The sequence below is a fragment of the Candidatus Flexifilum breve genome, from assembly GCF_016713355.1.
This window is the reverse complement of record NZ_JADJPI010000011.1, coordinates 124,482-143,344: the sequence shown is the minus strand read 5'-3', so window position 1 is coordinate 143,344 and position 18,863 is coordinate 124,482. Positions and strand designations below refer to the sequence as shown.

14 protein-coding genes are annotated in these 18,863 nt (G+C 62.3%); 4 read left to right on the top strand and 10 right to left on the bottom strand.

Annotated elements, in window-relative coordinates; translation table 11 throughout:
- Positions 1-16: 16 nt before the first annotated feature.
- From IPK17_RS12435 to IPK17_RS12425, 3 genes are read right to left on the bottom strand one after another with little or no spacing between them, the layout of a single operon-like run.
- The gene (locus tag IPK17_RS12435; RefSeq protein ID WP_343418008.1) at positions 17-589 is read right to left on the bottom strand and encodes a dihydrofolate reductase family protein; all 573 of its coding nucleotides are present in this window, start codon (positions 587-589) and stop codon (positions 17-19) included.
- 46 nt (positions 590-635) lie between these two features.
- Positions 636-1,004, bottom strand: a complete 369-nt coding sequence (locus IPK17_RS12430) for a DUF1801 domain-containing protein (protein ID WP_343418007.1) — start codon at positions 1,002-1,004, stop codon at positions 636-638.
- Positions 1,005-1,018: 14 nt separating this feature from the next.
- Positions 1,019-1,423 carry an MGMT family protein gene (locus tag IPK17_RS12425; RefSeq protein WP_343418006.1) on the bottom strand — a complete coding sequence of 135 codons (405 nt, stop codon included), beginning with the start codon at positions 1,421-1,423 and terminating at the stop codon, positions 1,019-1,021.
- A 190-nt stretch (positions 1,424-1,613) separates the two neighbouring features.
- On the opposite strand from IPK17_RS12425, the gene IPK17_RS12420 reads away from it, so the two are divergent.
- The 3 genes from IPK17_RS12420 (at position 1,614) to IPK17_RS12410 (ending at position 5,774) form a co-directional block, all read left to right on the top strand.
- A complete protein-coding gene (locus IPK17_RS12420; protein ID WP_343418005.1) occupies positions 1,614-2,336 on the top strand; it encodes a hypothetical protein in 723 nt (240 codons plus the stop codon).
- Between the two features lie 203 nt (positions 2,337-2,539).
- The gene (locus tag IPK17_RS12415) at positions 2,540-4,522 is read left to right on the top strand and encodes an SH3 domain-containing protein (RefSeq protein WP_343418004.1); all 1,983 of its coding nucleotides are present in this window, start codon (positions 2,540-2,542) and stop codon (positions 4,520-4,522) included.
- A gap of 235 nt (positions 4,523-4,757) precedes the next feature.
- Entirely contained in the window at positions 4,758-5,774 is a 1,017-nt protein-coding gene (locus IPK17_RS12410) for a thioredoxin domain-containing protein (protein ID WP_343418003.1), read from the top strand.
- 6 nt (positions 5,775-5,780) lie between these two features.
- Here IPK17_RS12410 and IPK17_RS12405 read toward each other — a convergent pair whose 3' ends face one another.
- From IPK17_RS12405 to IPK17_RS12385, 5 genes are all read right to left on the bottom strand, one after another.
- A complete protein-coding gene (locus IPK17_RS12405; protein ID WP_343418002.1) occupies positions 5,781-6,464 on the bottom strand; it encodes a metal-dependent transcriptional regulator in 684 nt (227 codons plus the stop codon).
- Positions 6,465-6,598: 134 nt separating this feature from the next.
- Positions 6,599-7,327 (bottom strand): FkbM family methyltransferase, encoded by a 729-nt coding sequence (locus tag IPK17_RS12400; RefSeq protein ID WP_343418001.1) that lies wholly within the window; start codon positions 7,325-7,327, stop codon positions 6,599-6,601.
- A 15-nt stretch (positions 7,328-7,342) separates the two neighbouring features.
- On the bottom strand, positions 7,343-9,199 hold the full coding sequence (locus IPK17_RS12395; protein WP_343418000.1) for a cytochrome c peroxidase: 1,857 nt from the start codon (positions 9,197-9,199) through the stop codon (positions 7,343-7,345).
- Positions 9,200-9,220: 21 nt separating this feature from the next.
- A complete protein-coding gene (locus IPK17_RS12390) occupies positions 9,221-12,853 on the bottom strand; it encodes a hypothetical protein (protein WP_343417999.1) in 3,633 nt (1,210 codons plus the stop codon).
- Between the two features lie 73 nt (positions 12,854-12,926).
- Complete coding sequence (locus IPK17_RS12385; RefSeq protein ID WP_343417998.1) at positions 12,927-13,493, bottom strand: AAA family ATPase; 567 nt, start codon at positions 13,491-13,493, stop codon at positions 12,927-12,929.
- Positions 13,494-13,689: 196 nt separating this feature from the next.
- Here IPK17_RS12385 and IPK17_RS12380 point away from each other — a divergent pair, with 196 nt between their 5' ends.
- On the top strand, positions 13,690-15,021 hold the full coding sequence (locus IPK17_RS12380; protein ID WP_343417997.1) for a hypothetical protein: 1,332 nt from the start codon (positions 13,690-13,692) through the stop codon (positions 15,019-15,021).
- A 486-nt stretch (positions 15,022-15,507) separates the two neighbouring features.
- Here IPK17_RS12380 and IPK17_RS12375 read toward each other — a convergent pair whose 3' ends face one another.
- Positions 15,508-17,220, bottom strand: a complete 1,713-nt coding sequence (locus IPK17_RS12375) for a protein kinase domain-containing protein (RefSeq protein WP_343417996.1) — start codon at positions 17,218-17,220, stop codon at positions 15,508-15,510.
- 121 nt (positions 17,221-17,341) lie between these two features.
- Positions 17,342-18,718 (bottom strand): pyridoxal phosphate-dependent decarboxylase family protein, encoded by a 1,377-nt coding sequence (locus tag IPK17_RS12370; protein WP_343417995.1) that lies wholly within the window; start codon positions 18,716-18,718, stop codon positions 17,342-17,344.
- Positions 18,719-18,863: the final 145 nt, after the last annotated feature.

Below are 18,863 nucleotides of genomic sequence, written 5' to 3'. Positions count from 1 at the left end.
GAATAAAAGTGAGCCGTTATCCCTGTGACTCTAGCCGCTGGTAGTGGAGTGCGACTACGCCGCTCTTAAACTGGCGCGTTTCCACAAGGCGTAAACGGAGCAGATGATCCAAACTCGGAAACATCGGCTTACCGCCGCCCAAGATGACCGGATGAATAATCAGTCGAACTTCATCGATCAGATCGAGCTGAAATAGGCTGGCCGCCAGTCCCGGCCCGCCGACGAACATCGATTTGCCGGGCTGGGCTTTCAAACGCCGAATCTCCTCAGCGATGTTGCCGCGCACCAAGCGATCTTGCTCACGCACGTGCTCCAAGGTCCGCGAGAAGACCACATTGGCCGCTTGCTGCCAGCGGCGGGCATATTCAATCTCATAGTCGGGAGCAGCTGGATTGGCATCCGCCGTTGGCCAGTGACTGACCATGGTTTCGTACATCCGCCGTCCGTACAAGTGCACATCGATCTCGAGTTCAAAATCATTGAAGTAGCGATGAAGTTCTTCACTCGGCTCAGACCAGCCAATACTGCCCTGCTGATCTTCAATAAAGCCATCGACCGACAGATTGATCGCGTAAATGACATTTCTCATCACAAAACTCCTCTACCTGTACGTGCGGACGCGATACATCGCGTCCCTACAGCGCCGTATCCATCTTCTCGACCAGCGACCGGACGACATGCTCGAGTTCCGCGCGGTTGGCGTCGACATCCGCCATACTCTTGAAGTAGGCCATACGCCGATCCACGTAGTCGCCTTCCAGAATCGGACTCGGAATGCTGGCGATTGCCGGATTGTGGAACACCAGATGCACATGCTGTGTCGCGTGCAGATGAAACGTGCAAATGTAGTCGGTGAAGCGGTAGCTCGGCGCGTTCCACTTGATTTGCTCGGTGATGCGCGGGTCCACGCCTTTGATGATGTCGCGCAGCGCCTGCACTTCTGCTTTGAACGGATGCATCAAAGCGGCCATAAAGTCATCCACGCTCGGTTGTTTCTTCGCCATGTGCTCCCCCACGTCTAGCGCGGCAAATACGTCTGGTAGTCGCTGACCTTTGGCTTCTTGCCGCTCACATCGATGGTGATGCCTTCTTCGCGCAGATGATCGGCATGGGCGGTCACGCCACCGGGATAGTCGGCGTTCAGCCCGCCGTCCGCGTTGATCACGCGCCAGTAGGGGCCGTCGCCAGTCTGCGCCAAGGCTTTGAGGCTGCGGCGGGTCGTTACGGGGCACACGCCCTCCACTTTGAACTGCACGGCGAGGCGCTGCCGCAGTCGATCCGTCGTCAAAAGCTGCCCGGCGGGAATATCTGCAATCGCTGCCTGGAGCGTGGCGGGACTGGGCAGCAGCATCCTGCCCGTCGTGCCGAAGAATTTGACGCGCTCGGCGGGAATGTCGACAATCGCATCAGCTTGCATGATCATCAGGTTGCTCTCTCGCTCAAATTGACTTAAATTAAAGCACATTTGTTCTAGTTCGTCAACCAAAAGCCCTAGAGCACGTAATGGACTAACGCCGCAGACTTTTTCCATACTTCGCCCAGTTTCCATAAGTCCTAATTTTTATAATATTACAAGAGAGTACATATCTTGGTTTTCATCTATGGAGACTCCTATGCCCAGAAAATCGCACGTCCTCATGCTGGTGTTATTGTTCGCTCTCGTCTTGGGTTTGGCCGTTCCTGTTTTCGCGGTCGGCGAAACCTTTCAGGTGATCAGCGTCACTACCGTAGGCTGTAATTCAGGCGAATTCGGTATGACCGTCGAACGCGCCAACCTTGATGGCGGCAACTACTTCGTACGCACCATGGTGACGGTCGACAGCCTCATTTACATGAATGAGCAGGCTTCTGTCACAATCAATGGGCTGTCAGGCTGGAATATTTTCAACAATTTCACTTACGGAGCTGTTCCGAACCCGGGCACGTATCCGATCCCGGCGGGACAGACCATGCAGCTCGATTTCACGCTGGAGCGCCCGGTCGGGACCGTGCTGTATGCGTGGACACTGGTGGTCGATGGCTGCGACACGGGCAATATTCTGTATAATGGCCCGACAACGACCAACAGCGCGGGTACCTGCACCCTCGATGTTCCGAGCGGATCGGTGGTCGGTGAAGCACCGTTGGGCGCGCCGGCCTACTATGCTCCCGATAACGTGGCTCCCGGTGTGGTCCTGAACCCCGGCACCTACGTGGTCGTGGGTCAGGATGCGAGCGAAACCTACTACAAGATCGTACTTGCCTGCCAGTTCCTCTGGGTGCGTAAAGATACGATGCAGCCGAGCTGGCAAGCGCCGCAAAACGGCACGCCGCTGCCCACGCGCGTCGTCAGCTAGAAGCTCGCTGAACCTGATCGCAGCCCTTTGGGACTCCTGTTCCAGAGGGTTGTGCCTACCCTCAAACCGCACCACTCCCGAGCCAACTGCATTTCCGCATTTCGTAAAATCTGCCGCCAGTGCCCCATCAGCCTCCGAAATACACGATCTCTAGACGATCCGTTTTCACAATGGAGATATGTCATAGTATCGGAGACTATCTCATGCGATCCTATCGAATCATCATCCTCATGGTGGCACTCCTGACCCTGCTGACGCTGGCGACGGGTGGTTTCGCCCAACGGGTCAACCCGGATGACCGTGATGGCGACGGTCTACCCAACATCGCTGACCGCTGCCCGGATGTCGCTGGCCCGCGCGAAAACGGCGGCTGTCCGCTGGCGACGGCGACGCCTATTTCTGGCCCGGTGGCTGACCGCGACGGTGACGGCGTGCAGGACTTCGTCGACCGCTGTCCCGATCAGCCGGGGACGGGTTTCACCGAAGGCTGCCCGACCGATCAAGGCGGTGAACAACCCGCCGGAACACCACCGCCGGAACGCGCTCAACCTGTCTTTGTGTGGTGGGTCGACGACCGCTGTCTGGTGGCGAATCGCGGCTCGGAGAATGTGAACGTGCGCGACGGCGTCCCCGACGACCGCAGCCGCGCCAACGTAATCGATGCGCTGCGCCCGGGCGAACAGTTCGCGCCGCTGTATGTGGTGTTCGACGCGAGCAATACGCCATGGTATGGCGCGCTCGGCTTTGGCGCAGGACGACTGCAGGGCTTAGGTTGGGTCTCCGGCGCGGTGACGGTCGCGCACGGCGACTGCGCGAACCTCGGCGCGCCACCGACCACGCCGCCCCGCGCCGATGAACCCGTGTGTGTGGTGATTGTCACGGCGGAAGCGGGCGCAACCGTGTTCAGCGAAGCGCTGCCCGACGCCGCGCAGGTCGAAACGCTGCCGCACGGCGCCTATCTCCCGGCGGCGAATGTCCACACCGATTCGCGCGGCGATCTGTGGTATCAGGTGGCGCCCGGTTGGCTGCGCGGTATTGATGTCACTACGGCGGGCAACTGCACCTTTAATAACCTGACCTTCACGCGTCTGTTCAGCCCCATCGACCAGATCACCGTCGAAGAAATATCGCTAGAAGACATCTTCGGCAAATGCATGCTGACGACGCTGCCCGGTCAAACCCTGTCGTTGTATTGGGTGATGCAGCACCACGATCCAGCGACTGCCACGGTGCTGCCCGCCGGTTCAGTCATTGAAGCGACCGGGGTCGGCGTGGATCTCGACGGCCATATGTGGTATGCGGCCTATTCAGTCTGGGCGGACAGTGCCGAGGTCATGGCCAGCGGGGCCTGCACCAATCTGACGCTGCCCCCCGCTTCCGAATACGATGCTTGCCAGCTCTGGCTAACCACGGCGGTTGACCTGTTGAAGAATCCCGCGCCTGATGCCGAAGTCATTGGCTCGGTTGGCCCGGGGGCTGGCGTTAACGTCACCGCCGCGACCCATGACGCCAATCAAAACGTGTGGTACTACGTCACCGCCTATCACGGTTGGGTCAATGGCAGCAATCAGCCGTTCATCAATCCGGGGGCGTGTACGGATCTCCCCGAGGCTCCGCCCCAGGAACCGCTCGGCGAATGTGTGATCACGACGATTGGCGATGGCGCAGGGTTATGGGCCGCCCCATCCCATGATGGCGCGGGGCTGTACGCGGGCGGGAACCCCGGGGCTGTCTATACGGCTGTCGGCATCGACTACGACGCGAACGGGCATCTCTGGTACAACGTGGATGGCGCATGGATTGACAGCGACGAGGTGGTTACGTCTGGCAATTGCGCGGATCTCCCCATCTACAAGCCGACCAACTACAGCCAGTGTCAAGCGCTCATCCCGTATAACGGCCCCGGCGTCTACCTGTTCAAGGATTATCTGAGCAATCCGCTGGAAGTGGTCGCCCTGGCGCCCGGCCCCGGTCGCGTTGACGCTGCCTTCGCCGCCACGGATCCGCAGGGGACGCGCTGGTATCACGTGCGCTATGAGGGCGCCGCGGGCGTGTTCTACGGGTGGGTCAACAGCGGTGATGTGATCGAGATGGTGCCGTCGCTGTGCGATGACCTGCCGCCCATGACGATCCTGCCGCCCGATCTGATCGATATCGACCTCCAGCCGATTGTCTGGAAGCCGTGAGCGTGATCAGCGGCTAACCGCGGTATCGGGTAAACAACCGAAGCTGGAATCGTAGGGGCGCACCTGTGTGTGCGCCCGAAAACGGGCAGACACAGAGGTCTGCCCCTACACACGGACTTTCGGAAAGCTGCTTAAGAACTATCTCCACATCGGCAAACCGGACATACGGAATGGTGTGCCCGGTTTGCGCATTTCCCCGCTATAATCCTCGCAAAATCAAAGAGGAGCTTAGTCTATGCTGCGCCGTTTGTTGATCCTGACGCTGGTCGTCAGTTGTTTGCTGTTCGTCCTTCCCGCCTTCGCCCAAGAGGTGCAGCAGGGAGAAATCACCGCGGAAGCCGCGTTCTTAGAATATGAACTCGATCTCGAAGCCGGGACGAGCCTGCTGGCCGTGATTCAAGGCGCGGACGGCCTATCGCCGCTGCTGTTTGTGTATGCGCCGTCGGGCGGCATTGTCGCGCATGCCAGCACCGAAGCCGGGCAGAATTCCACGTATCTGCTGCATCAGGTCACCGAGAGCGGTACCTATCGCGTGCGCGCGCGCGGCGCGGATGACACCGTCGGCGCGTTCCAACTGCTGACAGAGCCGATCACCGATGCACCCGCCGCGCTGGTCGCCGACACGCTGGCGTACACCGATCTGCCACAGAGTCGCACCGCTGATGGCGCGTATGTCCTCGGCGATCCGGATGCGCCGATCACGGTGATCGAATTCGCGGACTGGGTGTGCCCGCACTGCGTCGACTATCACCCGGCGATGGATCAGTTCATCCTCGACTATGTGGCGACCGGACAAGCCAAGTTCGAATTCCGCATCTTCCCGACGGCGGGCGGTCAGCTCACGGCAGTGATGGCCGCGCTGGCGGAATGCGCGGATAACGCGCAGGCAGGCACGTTCTGGCAGGCACATGCGCTCTATTATCACTATGCGGAGACGGGTTTATACGACAGTCTGGTGCCCTTCCGCGCCATCGAAGCGCTGAACCTCGACTTTGACGCGATGGCGACCTGCCTACCCACGGCCATGCAGTGGCAGACGGATGTGCAGTTCGGGCGTGACAACGCGATTAGCGGCACGCCCGCGGTGTTGATCCGCTATGGCGAAGGTGAACCAGAACCGATTGTTTACGACGGGGTCAGTTATGATCAGGGCGCGCCAGCGTACGACGTACTGACGGCGGTCATCGAGGCCGCGCAGTCCGCGGCGGAGGCGACTGCCGAAGCGACGGCGGAAGCCACGACGCAGCCCTAACGCCGGTTAGCGCAAATCGAATTGATCGGGGTGACACACGCGGAGCACACCGGCGAGTTCATGCCCGATCACCTGCTTCACATCGCCGATGGCGAGCTGCAGCGGGCCATTGAACGGCGCGCGGCTGAGCAAGCGGAAGCGCGTGCCGGGGAGCAGCCCGATCTGCCCGATATAGGCGAGCATTTCGGCAGCATGCGTATTCACGCGGCTGATGACATAATCGACATCGACGGGCGCTTCGCTGAGCGGGAAATCAACCACGCGCGGCATGTGCCCTTCTGCGGTTGGGATCGGTTCCCCATGCGGGCAGCGGCGCGGGAAGTCCGCCATGTGTTCCATGCGCGCAACCACCGTGTCGCTGACCACTTCGCCGAGCTCGTCGGCCTGATCGTGGACTTCATGCCAGCCAAAGCCCATCACCTTGACGAGAAACACCTCCACCAGTCGATGCCGGCGGATGTTCAGCAAGGCTTCGCGCTCGCCCGCGGTGGTGAGCGAAATCCCGCGATACGGCTCATGTTCGACGTACCCCGCTTCTTTAAGCCGCTGCACCATGCGCGTGATCGCCGGGGCGGAGTGCCCTAACGCGGTCGCCAGCGCGGACGTGGAAATGTACGGGTTATCGCCCTGATAGTAGGCAATGCGGTACGCCTCTGCCAGATACTCCTGCATGGCGGCGCTCGCGCTCATCGACACCTCTGTTTGCCGCAATATTTATGATACACATCATCAATAATATAGCGCGGCACGGGAGATTTAGCAAGCGTTAAATTGTAAATTGTCTAACGGTGAAATTAAAGTTTCAATCCGACAGTGTAGGCAGATCACGCCCGCGCCCGGCTCACCGCCAGAATGTGGCGCTTGTCCTGAACGTGCACCGTGTAGTCGTGCGCCCGCAGCCAGTCGAGCAGTTCGGCTTGGCGGTTGTGATGTTCGAGGATCAACGTGGGTTGGCAGGCGGCGATCAGGGCTTCGCCACCCTGTAAGGCCGGGAGTTCAAAGCCTTCGATATCGATCAGCAGCAGCCCCGGCGGGTCAGTGTGCTCGGCAAAGTAGGCGTCCAGACTGACGGCGGCCACTTCGACCGTGCGCCCACTCGCCGTGTCGGCGATGTGATGCTTGCCGTCCGAACCGCCCTGTTCCATCAGCACCGTGCCGGGTTCACGGGCAATGCACACGTTGACCGGCTCAATGCGCGCCGCCAACTGCGGATTCAGGCGGACATTCCAGAGCAAGCCTTCAAAATTCTCCTGCCAGCCCTCAAACGCCACCACCTTGCCCTGACCGCCGAGCCGCTTGGCACAGTAGAGAACATGCAGCCCAACATGCGCGCCGACGACGTAGACCGTCATGCCGGGGCGCACCCACGCGTCGAGCATCGCCTGCACATTCGGCTCGTAGGCGCGAAAGTAGACGCTGTGGCGGGTCGCCATCGGCGCGCTCAGGCCAAAGGTGAGGCCCTGATACGGCCCGAACAAAACCCGCCGCGCCATCCCCCGCGCAGCCAGACGCGAGAAATCAGCGAATCGAGCGTGCGTCGCAGCATCAGCCAAGTGACTCCCAAGCGGTCAACGGGGCAACCGCTGCAAGTAGTAGACCAGCGCATCGATATCCGCTGGGGCGACGGTGAAGATCAACTGGTGGCGACCGGGCAGTTCGAACACCTGCCGCAGCGTCGCCGCCGAACCGTCATGGAAATAGGGCGCGCTCAACCACAACCAGCGCAGCGTCGGCGTGTCGAAGGCCACGCCGTGCGTTTCCAGCGGTGATGCGCCTGTGCCAACGTCGTAGGCTTGCAGGTTCGTCCCCGCGCTGCCCACGTGACATTCGGCGCAGCCCTGCGCGGCGAAAATCTCTGCCCCGCGGTTGACCTGCGCCTCATCGACCGGGAGGGGGGAGCGCGGCGCGTTCAGAGTCGCGAGATACTGCGTCAGCGTGTCGAGATCGAGCGACAGCCCCGCGTGCGCCAGATTGAGCGGATCGGCGCTCACAACCTCACCCTCCAACAAACCCGCGCCCGCCTGCAATCCGCGGATCTTGAGTTCAACGTCCGCCAGTTCATCCCACGTGCCCGACCACGTATACGGCACCGTTTCGGGCAGCGCGTAGAGCACGGGGGTGTTGCGCGGACCATCGGCAAAGCCGAGCCACACGCGGCCATCGGATAGGCCGTCAAAGTGGCAGGTGGCGCAGCTAATCTGATGATCGCTGGCAAGGCGCGGATCGACCGCCGAGTGAAACAACTGCGCGCCGATGAGCTGGTCAATTGGCGTGGTCAGATTGACGATGGGCATCACATCTTCGATCTGCAAATCGGACGTAGTGATGGTCGTGATTGTGCCTTCGAGCGCGCTGTGCACATACAAGCGCGTGTTATCGCGATTGAGCAGCACGCCGCGCGGGTTAGCTTCTAAGCGGAGGTTGGCGCGCGCCCGCCCGGTCGTCAGGTCGATGACCGAGAGATCGTCGCTGCCCGCATTGATCACGTAAATTCGCTGGTTGAAACGGTCGACGGCGGCGGCAAATGGCATGTTGACCGGGCGATCCGCCACATCCAGCGGAATTTGCTGCCCGGACAGCACGCTCAACGAGCGCAGATCGACCACGTTGACGACCGGGAAGGCCAGTGTGTCATAGGTCGGCGTGAGGTTCTGGGCGTTCAGGCGCGTTTGCGGCAGGTAGCCGAAGCCGCGCGTGGTATCCAGCTCAATCGACTGAAACACGCCGACATCCGCGCCCGTAGCGATCGTCCGGACGATGCTCCACGTCGGCACGTAGATCAGCGTGAGTTCGCCGCTCCAAAAATGCGTGACGTACAGGAAGTCGCCCCACAGCGTGAGGCCAGCGGGCGCGGCAGGCACGTCGAGCACCGCCAGTACACGCCCATTGACGACATCGACGCGCGCAACCTGACTGCTGCCCATCAGCGACACGTAGGCGGTCGTATTGTTATCGGTGACCACGGCGTAGGGCAGCGTGCCCGCGCCCAGTGAAATGGTCGCCGTGACAATGGCCTCCGCCATGTTGATGACCGAGAGCGTGCCGTCGGCACGATTGGTGATCAGCGCGTGGGCATCGTCGGCGGTGATGGCGGCTGAGCGCGGATCGCGCCCAACCGGAATTTCCGCGACGACTTCGCTGAACGTCGGCACGCTGATGGTCGCCGTATTGTTGATCAGGTTGGCGGCGACGAGCGTGCGCCCATCGGTCGCCAGGGCGATGCTGCTGCTCACATAGGCACGATTCGTCCGCGCATCGGGCAGCGCGTAGAGCGGCAGCGGCGTCGGCGTCGCCCCGGTCTGCGCAAGGGTGTGCTCCGGCGCGACGAACGCCGACGCGATCATGATGAGCGCGATCAGCATCAACCCGCCGCCGAGCAGTGTGGAGCGATGGTGCGAGCAGTAGCTGAGAAAGACTGGTTTCATGGGGTCGGTGTCCTCAGATACTTACTCAAAGCTGACCAAGCGGTCATGGAGAATCGTGAATTGGCGCACCTGCATATCCGGCTGCCCCGCGCCGTTCGTGCCGAGCACGACAAACGTCAGCACGCGCGCATCGCTCGCCCAGGCTCCCCGGGTGTTCGCATCATTCTCCAGATTTGGGAAGGCGGCGGTCAAACGCGACGGGTTGAGCGTATACGTGAAGCTGCGCCCGGAGATGCGCAGTTCGCCATCTTCGAGGATATGGCCGGGCATGGTCAGCGTTTCGAAAACGCGAATGTCCGTCCAATCATCGGGGAACACAAAATTGAAGTTGTACTGAATCGCCACCGGGATGGGCGTGTCCTGCAGGTTGGTGTTCCACGGCAGCAGTTCGACATTGCGCGGCACGACGTAGAAGGCGAAGCTGCCGCCATCCGCGCCGACCACGCCCCCGCTGATCGGGTCGATAATGCCGACCGAGGCCGCGCCGCCATAGCTCGCGCTGATGGTCGCCGTCCACACGCCGATCTCGTCGGCGGTGAAGGCTGCATCCGGCAGGTAGAAATAACCGACCGCGTTGGCCGTCGCCGTGTACTGGAATTGGCGACCGCTCGGCGCGGTCACCGTGATGGCCACGTCCGCGGGCAGCGTGGGCGCGACCTGCCCGCCCATACTCACGGTTTCGCCCTCAACGATGATCGCCCCCGGGCGCAGCGCGGTCGGGTAGACGAGCATGTCATAGCTGGCATCGGGCAGCACGAGGATCGGGCGACGTCCGGGCGGCACCGTAGCAGAATCGCGCTCATCCGCGATCACCGTGGCGACCGCGCCGTAGATCGCGGCGGTGCTCACCTCGGCTTCGCGCAGAATCACGCCGCCGAACAGGAAGATGTAGTCGCCGGGGAGTTCGCCGCCGCTGCCCGCACCGATCTGCTGATTGTGCGGGTCGTCGGAGTCCCAGTACAGCGGGAGTCCGGTATCCGTCCCCTGATCGCCGATGACCAATTGGCGCACGGTGATGCCGGGGCGCACCGCGCTCAGATAGGCGTAGGCCGAATCGGGCACGTTCAAGCCGATGATCGGCAGTTCATCTTCCGCCGCCAACTGCGTGAGCGGCATGGCCTGCGCCGACTGCGCCGCGGGGAAAGCGTTCAAAAGCGCGCTTTGATACGCGCCGTCGAGATCCTGCACGCGCAGCGCGAGATGCAGCCCGGCGAAGTCGTCGTCGCCGATCAACGCGCTGTCACCGCTGAAATACGGCATGTTCAACTGGGCTTCCGCCGCTTCCACGCCGAGCACGCTCGAATACTGCGGTAGTTCAAACCACGCCGGGCGCAGTTCCGCTGGTTGATCGGGCAGGCCGCGTTCGCCATGCAGAATCACGCTGGCATCTGCCGAAGCGATCACGCCCGCGCTGCGCAGGCTGGCCGCCCATAAGCGCCCCTGCCGATCACGGAAGCGCGCTTCATAATCGACGAGGTATTCGCCGGGTGTGTCAAAACGATAGCTTTCGCCCGCGGGTTGGAACGTCCCAAAGCGGTTGGTACGACCATCCAGTCGATACTCTGGTCGGCTCTGACCCGTCAGCGGGAAAATGCGCAGGCGCACGTCGACATCGGCAGACACGCCCGGCGCAATGATCAGGCCGGGGTTGAAGGCGTCGCCGACTTCAAACGGCGTGCCGGGGACAACGCCCGGCGTCAGGTCGAGCGGTTCGGCGATGGTCACGCGGTACGTGCCGCCGCCCGTGTAGTGATTGCCCCACAGGTCTTCCAGTTCCCCCGTCAGGCTGATCTGGTAATCGCCGTACTGATCGAAGACGTAATCGGTCAGCGCCGGGTTGAGGGTGGTCAGGCTGTAGATATCGACGGGGGACTGCGCGCCGAAGCGCGTCCGCTCGTCGAAAGCGGTTGACGAAAGGCTGCTCTGGAGGATCGGCTGCGTGCCGAGATCATCCACCGAGCGATCCGGGCGTGTGACGCTCACCGTCAGCGATCCACTCGGAAACTTGAACGGGACGAGCGGCTCGCCTGTATACGTGTACAGATTCGCCATCTGGTTGAGCAGCGACGGTTCGAGGGAGTACGTACCCGGCGGCAGAATATACGTGCGGCTGTTGAAGCGCGTGCGGTTGGAGAGCGCCGCGTGATTGCGATCTTCGTCCGCGAGTACGCCGCGGCTGCCGTCGCTCGGGTCGTCCATGAACAGCGTCCACAGCAAATGCGCGCTGCTCACCGCGCCGACGTTGACGACGAGCGGCAGGCGCGTGAGGCTGTCGTCAGGAAAGACGCCCTCGCCCGTGCCGAATACGCCGTTCGCATTCCAACTGACGCGGGTGCCATCCGGGCTTTGCGCAAACCCGCGAAAGACCGGGACATACAGCCCCGGCGTGAGGTCGGCGGGCAGGGTGAGCGCAAAATCGAGCGGGAACAGCAGATGCGCATCCTCGCGCACTAGTTGATACGGTTCGGCGACCGCTTCGCCGAGCGGCACGCTGGCGTTGAGGTTGTCGATGGCGAGGCCGCTGGCCGTGCGCACCGACGACCAACCGTTATTGGTCCGGGCATCGCTGACCACGCGCACCGTCCCACCCTGATCGAGCGCGACAGGCTGAAGGGCCAGCGTGCCGATCATTTGCAGATCGGCGGGGACATCGGCGGCTTGTAAGCGCACGTCGAGTTCGACGCGGAGCGTTTGCCCCGGCGTCAGCTCGACCGATTCGGCGCGTCCGACGGCGGTCCAGGTCGCCGCGCCGCGCGCCAGCGTCCCACCCAATGTGAAGCGCGCGCCGCCGAGCACCCCCTGCGGACGGAATACGCCGTCGATTTCGTCGCGGCGTTCCAACGCCTGCGCCACGGGCACATCCAGCAGCGTCGCCCCCGCGTCATCGTAAAAGCTGATCGACTCGAGGCGCACGTTGTCGGAGCGCGGCGTAAACGTGAAGGGAATACGTAGTTCGATGGCGCTGGCCTGCCGCGCGGCCACCGCCAACGGGCCGAGCGCGCGCACCGACGGATTGATGCGTTCCAGCGCCGCGGGCTGCACCTGCCGCGGGTCGAGCGTCACACCATAGGTGACGGTATCGACGGTGAAGCGCACCTCAAGGCGCACATAGTTATCGGGAAAAGCGGTGATCAGGGTATAGAGCGAGTTCGTGTTGCGCAGCGCGGACACACCCGACGCGACGGACGCCTCCGTAAAGCGCGACCAATCGGCACCCTCACCATCCACCGCCAGCGCGGTGATCGGCAGCGGCGTCGGCGCGTCGGTCGTCGGGTATGCGCCATAGATGATCACGCCCGCGCCGCCGGGCAGCGAGCCGAGCTGGTCACGCTGCGCTTCGGTCACCGTTTGCACGGTCGGGCTGATCCAGAACGGCGTGTTGCCATCGCCGCGAATCCGCGCGCCAAAACTCCCGGTTACGCCCGTGCGTGCGCTGACTGTTTCCTGCGTGTACAGATTGCGAATGATGACGTTAGCATTGGGGAAAATTGCGCCGGTTACGCCTTGAATCGTGACTTCGCCGGAAGCATCCGGCGCGGAGATGCTGATGAGCGCGGCATTGGGGGGATCGCCCGGCTGCGGCATTACCGTTTGAGCCGTCGCGCTGCCCGCGGTCAGGATCAACGTGATGAGGAGGACAAGCAGTCGGCGCAACGCTCTACACTCCGCGAGAGGCAAACAGGATTCCAACGGGAGTATAGAAAGCTGCGCCGTCATTGTCAAAGAATTAGGGCATGATCCCCAGACGGGCGATCAGCGCATCGACCCCGGCGATCAGCTCATCAGATGTACCGTTGTTGAGCAGCGTAAAATCGGCAATGGCGATGGAACCGCCCTTTTCGAGATTTTCGATCTCCAGATGATCGCGGCGTTCGGCCTCCGCCGCCGTGAGCGGGCGTTCGGCACGCGTCGCCAAACGCTGATAGCGCAGCCCGCGCTCGCACACCACGGCGATCAGCACCATGTTCGCGCCAAAGACTTCGCGCAGCATCTTGTATTCGCTAAAGCTGTACAGCCCATCCATGACAACGGTGTTGTTCCGGGTCAGCGCGTCCTGCAAGTACGGCAGCGCCCGCCGCGCGATCGCCGCCATGCCTTCTTCCGCGCGGAACTGTTCGCGCACAACCCGTTCGTTCTCCGGCGTGAGCGGCCACCCGCGCCGCGCCACTTCATCGACGACAATTTGACCGAAGCGGAACTGATAGAATCCGCGATGTTGGAAATGCGCCGCGCACACCGATTTACCTGACCCCGGCATGCCGACGAGTGCTACAGCAGAGATATGGTCGTTCACTATGCAGCCCTTCTTTCAGACGGGCGCATTATACACCAGCGATTCGCAGACTAAAGAGGGGCAGCGTGCGGTGGTTTACAGATCGCTTTTGGGATTTGGCGGACGCAATGAATTGCGTCCGCTGTCCCAGAGTCGAAGGATAATACTCGCCGCCCACGCAGATGCCGGATCTGCAAAAATGGCTATAATCAACCCTATGAACAACGACTCTCCGACCAACCCCTACCATCTCGACGGCGACGTGAGCGTCGCACCCTTTGCCGGACGTCAGGACGCCTTCGGGCGGCTGTACGGTTTGACCTCAGACCCGGGACGCCAGCACGCCTTTCTGTTTCTGGGGCGGCAGGGAGTCGGCAAGACCGCGCTGCTCCACGCCCTCGCCGCGCTGCACAACGAGACGGCCATCTGCCCGATCATCCCACTGCGCGACCAAGAAATCACCCATGAGGCGGCGTGGCTGCTCGACCTGGCGCAGTCAGTGACGGCGGTGCTGATCGAACGCGGCTTCACGCTCAGCCGCCTATCGATGATCGAAGCGCCCGGCGCGGATATGCGCCTGTGGCTGGATACAGTGTTTCTGCCGCACATCTTCGCCACGATCCGCCCCACACGCCAATTGATCTTCCTGTTCGACGACGCCGACCGCCTGCTGCTGGAAATCAAGACGGGGACGCTCCCCGCCGACCTGCTCGACTTCTTCGTCGAACTGCTCAAGAAGTACCGCCAACTGCAATTCGTATTCACGCTGGATACCGAGTTTGAAGACCAGATCAGCGAGTTCGGCGCGCTCGTGTCGTACCAGCATATGCTGCGGTTGGGCAATCTGCCGATGCCGGACGTCAAGTGGCTGCTGACCACCCCGGCGAGCGGCTATTACGTCGTGCCGGATGAAGTAATCGGCGCGGCCTATCGTCAGACGGGCGGCGAGCCGACGCTGACGCAGCGCTTCGGCTATGAGTTCTTCCGCCGCTGGTACGACGCGCCCGACCTCAATGTGATCACGCTGGACGATGTGCGCAAAATCGCCGCGCGGCTGTATGCCGAACTGCGCGGGTCACTGCGCAATGTCTGGGATCGGTTGGGGGTGAACGAGCGTCTCGCGCTCACGGCGATCAGCGGCACGCTGTACGATGATCCGCTCACCCCGCTCACGCCAGCGGCGCTGCAAGCGTGGCTGGTCGAAACGGACTATCCCCTCGACACGACCGCGATCAATGCGGCGCTGCGGGGTCTCGAATACCGCGAACTGATCACCGCGAATCCGATTACGATCACCTCCGAGATGATGAAGACGTGGCTGCTGGACAATGCCCGCACGATTAACCGCGCCGCGCTGCCCAAGCCCGAACGCCCGCCCGCCATCACCCGCGCCGCCATCAACCCGCGCGTGATTCGGCTGCTGCTGCTGGCGCTCGCCGTGCTGATCATCGCCAATGTGATCGCGGCGGTGCTGGTCAACAACAACCGGACTATCGTCGTGACGGGTACACCCGCGCCGACGGTCACGCTGGCACAGCCGGGGCAATAACAACCTCAGTCGGCTGCCCCCACCCCCGGCCCCTGTCAGGGGTAGGTTTTTAATGCTTCCCAATGGAACGCGGAGTTTTTTCGCCAAACCCCCTGTAGGGACGAGGCATGCCTCGTCCTGTTTTCCTCTGGATTGGACAAAAAGCCTGTGTTCCGTGAACGCAAAAGATCACTTTAGCAAATAAGGTTACGGCCGGGTTGGCACAGGAGGGCGAGGCATGCCTCGTCCCTACGATTGAAAACCTACCCCTGTCAACCGCCGGCCCCTCCCCGAATTCAGGGCGGGGAGACAGAACCATCCCGTTTTGGGTTGTATCGAGCAAATAGTTGAATGTGGGTTGTAGGGGGCACGGCCGTGCCCCCTACAAGACAATTTGCGCGTATTGAGAGAATTTCCTGAGCCAAAGCATAGTGAAAGAGCAAGTTTTTGCCCCTCGACTTCGGGAGAGGGGTAGTTGAGCGTTAGCGAACCGGGGTGAAGTGGGCGTTACGACTGGCGATCCCACAGCGGGATGCGGCATTCACCCGCGCTGATCAGGCAGGTTTGCAGCACAATATTGTTGCGGCGGACTTCAAAGGTCGCGTCGGGAAGCGTGCTGACCCAGAACTGCCGGGAGATGCCGATGGCGCGGAACCCCTGCCGGGCGCGGCAGGCATCCGGCTTGAGCAGGTCGCCGAGTTCCAAGCGCCACAAATGCAGGCAGTCTTCCTCCTGCACCAGGCGAATCCGGTCGAGATCATCCGTCATGTTGTCGGAATTCGCCGACCGCGTCTGCCCATTGGGAAGCGTCTGCACGAAGACCAATCCGCGGAGATCGACGGGGATCGACTGCTGGTTGATGATCAGAATTTCGTCGCCGTCATAGATCAGGTTGACCCATGCGACCGCCGGCGTCGCGGCGTCCCCGGTGAGCGTGGCGGTGACGTCAACGGTGAGTTCCGCGGTCGCCTCAGCGGTCGCGGCCTCGGTGGGGATCACCGTCGGCGTGACCGTTGCCCGGCGCGTGGGCGATGGCTCTTCGGTCACGGCGACGCTGGGTTCGGTTTCGGTCGGGCGGGAAGTGGGCGTGGACGTCGGGGTAACGTCTTCGGTCACGGCGAGCACGACCTGAGCGGTGGGCGTCGCTGTGACGGCACCGGGCTGGCTCAACGCGAAGATCGCGACGACCACGGCGAGCACGACGACCAGCACGCCAAAGCCGATCAGCATGGGTGACAGGCGGCGCTTCGCCGCAGCCACGGGCGGTTTCGTCAGTGAGAGCGGGCGGCTCGACGTGTTGGACGGCGTCGCAAAACGGCGATATTCGCCGCTCGCCAAGCGGGCTTTCGATGGATGCGACGGATCAGGCACGCTGCCCAGCAGCGCTTCTTCGAGCGCGTCCGCCATGGCTTCGCCCGTGCGATAGCGTTTGCTCGGCTCTTTTTCGAGCGCCTTGAGGATGACTTTTTCAACCGTCGACGAAATGTGCGTATTGAACTGGCGCGGGGCGGGCGGCGGATCGCTGAGGTGCATGAGCGCGACGCTCATCGCCGAGGGATCATCAAACGGAACGCGCCCGGTCAGCATCTGAAACAACACCACGCCGAGCGAATACAGATCGCTTTGCGGCACGGCCTTCGCCGAAGAGATCGCCTGCTCCGGCGCGATATAGTGCGCGCTGCCGAAGGTGTTCCCCATCGAGCCTTCGGGGACACTTAAGGCGAGGCCGAAATCCGTGAGCACGGCGCGGCCATCGCTGGTGACCATAATGTTCGACGGTTTGATGTCGCGGTGAATGACGCCGAGCTTATGCGCGTGGTCGAGCGCGGCGGAAATATCGCGGATGATCTGGATCACCTGCTGGTGCGGCATGGCCGTGCCCGCTTCGGCGTGATCTTTGAGGATGTGGCCGAGGTCGCGCCCTTCGATGAAGGCCATCGCCATATAGTAGAGCGGCCCGACCTCGCCAAACTGGTATACGCCGACGATGTTCGGGTGATTCAAATGGGCAATCGCGCGGGCTTCCCGTTGAAAGCGCGCGCGATATTCTTCTTCGCTTTCGTTGCTGGCCAGCAGGTTGGCATCGATAACCTTGACCGCCGCATAGCGCTGGAGTTTCTTGTCGAAGCCCCGGTAGACATGCGCCATTCCCCCCCGCCCCAGAATATCTACGATGCGGTAGTCACCAAGCTGTTTTCCGATTAGGGGATCACTCGTCATGTCGATTGCGACTTTCCAATGCCAGCACGCCATCATTATAACGCGCACTATTCGCATTAGTCACAAAAGATCACGCGAACATTCCCCTAAAAAACGCTGATCAATGTCCGCTTTTAGCGCTTCAGCTCCCGGCGATCTCCTGCCGCGCGGCGGCCAGCATCGCTTCGAGGCTGCGTTCGATGTCGTCGCCGGTGGTCGCCCAACTGGACACGCTGATCCGCATGGCCGTGCGCCCCTGCCACACTGTGCCACCGCACCACGCCGTGCCGTCCTCCTGAATCCGCTTGATAACGCGGTGCGTCACCTCCGGCGTGCCGAACGACACCAGCACTTGATTCAGCACCACATCGTTGAGGATTTCATAGCCCGCCGCGCGCAGCCCATCGGCAAAGACGGTCGCATACTGACAACAGCGCTCGACCAGATCGGTCACGCCCTGTCGCCCCAGATGCCGCAGCGCCGCCCACACCTCGACGCCGCGCGCCCGCCGTGACAGTTCCGGCGTGTAGTGCGACGGTTCCCGGGCGATCTGCTGCGGCAAATAGGCCGCAGGCGCCGACATCGCCGCGCGCAGGGCATCGGCATCCCGGCAGAACAGCAGCCCACTGTCATAGGGCACGTTGAGCCATTTGTGCGCATCGGTCGACCATGAGTCGGCTTTCTCTGCACCCTTGACGAGGTGCGCCAGTTCCGGCACGACCGCCGCCCACAAGCCGAATGCGCCGTCGACATGCGCCCACGCGCCCGCCGCCCGGGCACGGTCGCACAGTTCGTCAACGGGATCAAATGCGCCGGAATTGACGTTGCCCGCCTGAATGCACAGCAGCGTCGAACTATCGAGCGGCGGCAGATCTTGGATGCGCAGCCGCCCCTGATTATCCACCGGCACGCGGATCAGGTTGTTGCGCCCGAAGCCGACAATCGCCAGCGCCTTGATCAGCGTGGTGTGCGCCTCGGCGCTCAGCACCACTTTGATCGGCGGCGCGCCGAACAAGCCATCATTTTCCGCATCCCAGCCCTGCCGCCGCAGCAGCGCATGCCGCGCCGCCGCCAGCCCGGTCACGTGCGCCATCGACGTGCCGGTGACGAATGCGCCCGCCGCTTCTGCGGGCAAGTGCAGCAGATCGAGCAGCCAACGCAGCGCGTATTCTTCCAGACGCGCGGCAGTCGGCGAGGCGACGAACAGCCCCGCATTCTGATCCCACGCGGTCGTCAGCCAGTTGGCCGCCACCGTGACGGGCAGGCTGCCGCCAATCACAAAGCCGAAGAAGCGCCGCCCAGCCGACGCCACGGTCGCGGGTGAACCAATCTCGTCCAGCAGGCGTAAGACCGTAAAGGGATCGGTTGTTGCGACGGGCAAATCGCCGCCCAGTTCGGTCAGACGGTCAATCGCCGCGCGGGTGGGCTGCACGGGGCGGTCGTCAAGGGTGGCGAGGTAGTGGGCGGCGCGCGCGCCCGCTTCGGTCAATAACTGCGTCACAGCCTGTTGATCAGCCAAAATAGCGCTCCTTTTATCATTGATCTTCATCAAGAGATGCGCCGCAGCCCATCCCGCACCGTGATTAGGTAACTTTACAATGATTCCGAAAATCGCCCGCGGGGGTAGTACCACGCGCGAACAGGTTACAAGCTGCGGACGCGCC

Excerpts from the sequence above, each read along its gene's own strand:
- IPK17_RS12435 (WP_343418008.1), bottom strand. The coding sequence starts at position 589 with ATGAGAAATGTCATTTACGCGATCAATCTGTCGGTCGATGGCTTTATT.
- IPK17_RS12430 (WP_343418007.1), bottom strand. The coding sequence starts at position 1,004 with ATGGCGAAGAAACAACCGAGCGTGGATGACTTTATGGCCGCTTTGATG.
- IPK17_RS12425 (WP_343418006.1), bottom strand. The coding sequence starts at position 1,423 with ATGATCATGCAAGCTGATGCGATTGTCGACATTCCCGCCGAGCGCGTC.
- IPK17_RS12420 (WP_343418005.1), top strand. The coding sequence starts at position 1,614 with ATGCCCAGAAAATCGCACGTCCTCATGCTGGTGTTATTGTTCGCTCTC.
- IPK17_RS12415 (WP_343418004.1), top strand. The coding sequence starts at position 2,540 with ATGCGATCCTATCGAATCATCATCCTCATGGTGGCACTCCTGACCCTG.
- IPK17_RS12410 (WP_343418003.1), top strand. The coding sequence starts at position 4,758 with ATGCTGCGCCGTTTGTTGATCCTGACGCTGGTCGTCAGTTGTTTGCTG.
- IPK17_RS12405 (WP_343418002.1), bottom strand. The coding sequence starts at position 6,464 with ATGAGCGCGAGCGCCGCCATGCAGGAGTATCTGGCAGAGGCGTACCGC.
- IPK17_RS12395 (WP_343418000.1), bottom strand. The coding sequence starts at position 9,199 with ATGAAACCAGTCTTTCTCAGCTACTGCTCGCACCATCGCTCCACACTG.
- IPK17_RS12380 (WP_343417997.1), top strand. The coding sequence starts at position 13,690 with ATGAACAACGACTCTCCGACCAACCCCTACCATCTCGACGGCGACGTG.
- IPK17_RS12375 (WP_343417996.1), bottom strand. The coding sequence starts at position 17,220 with ATGACGAGTGATCCCCTAATCGGAAAACAGCTTGGTGACTACCGCATC.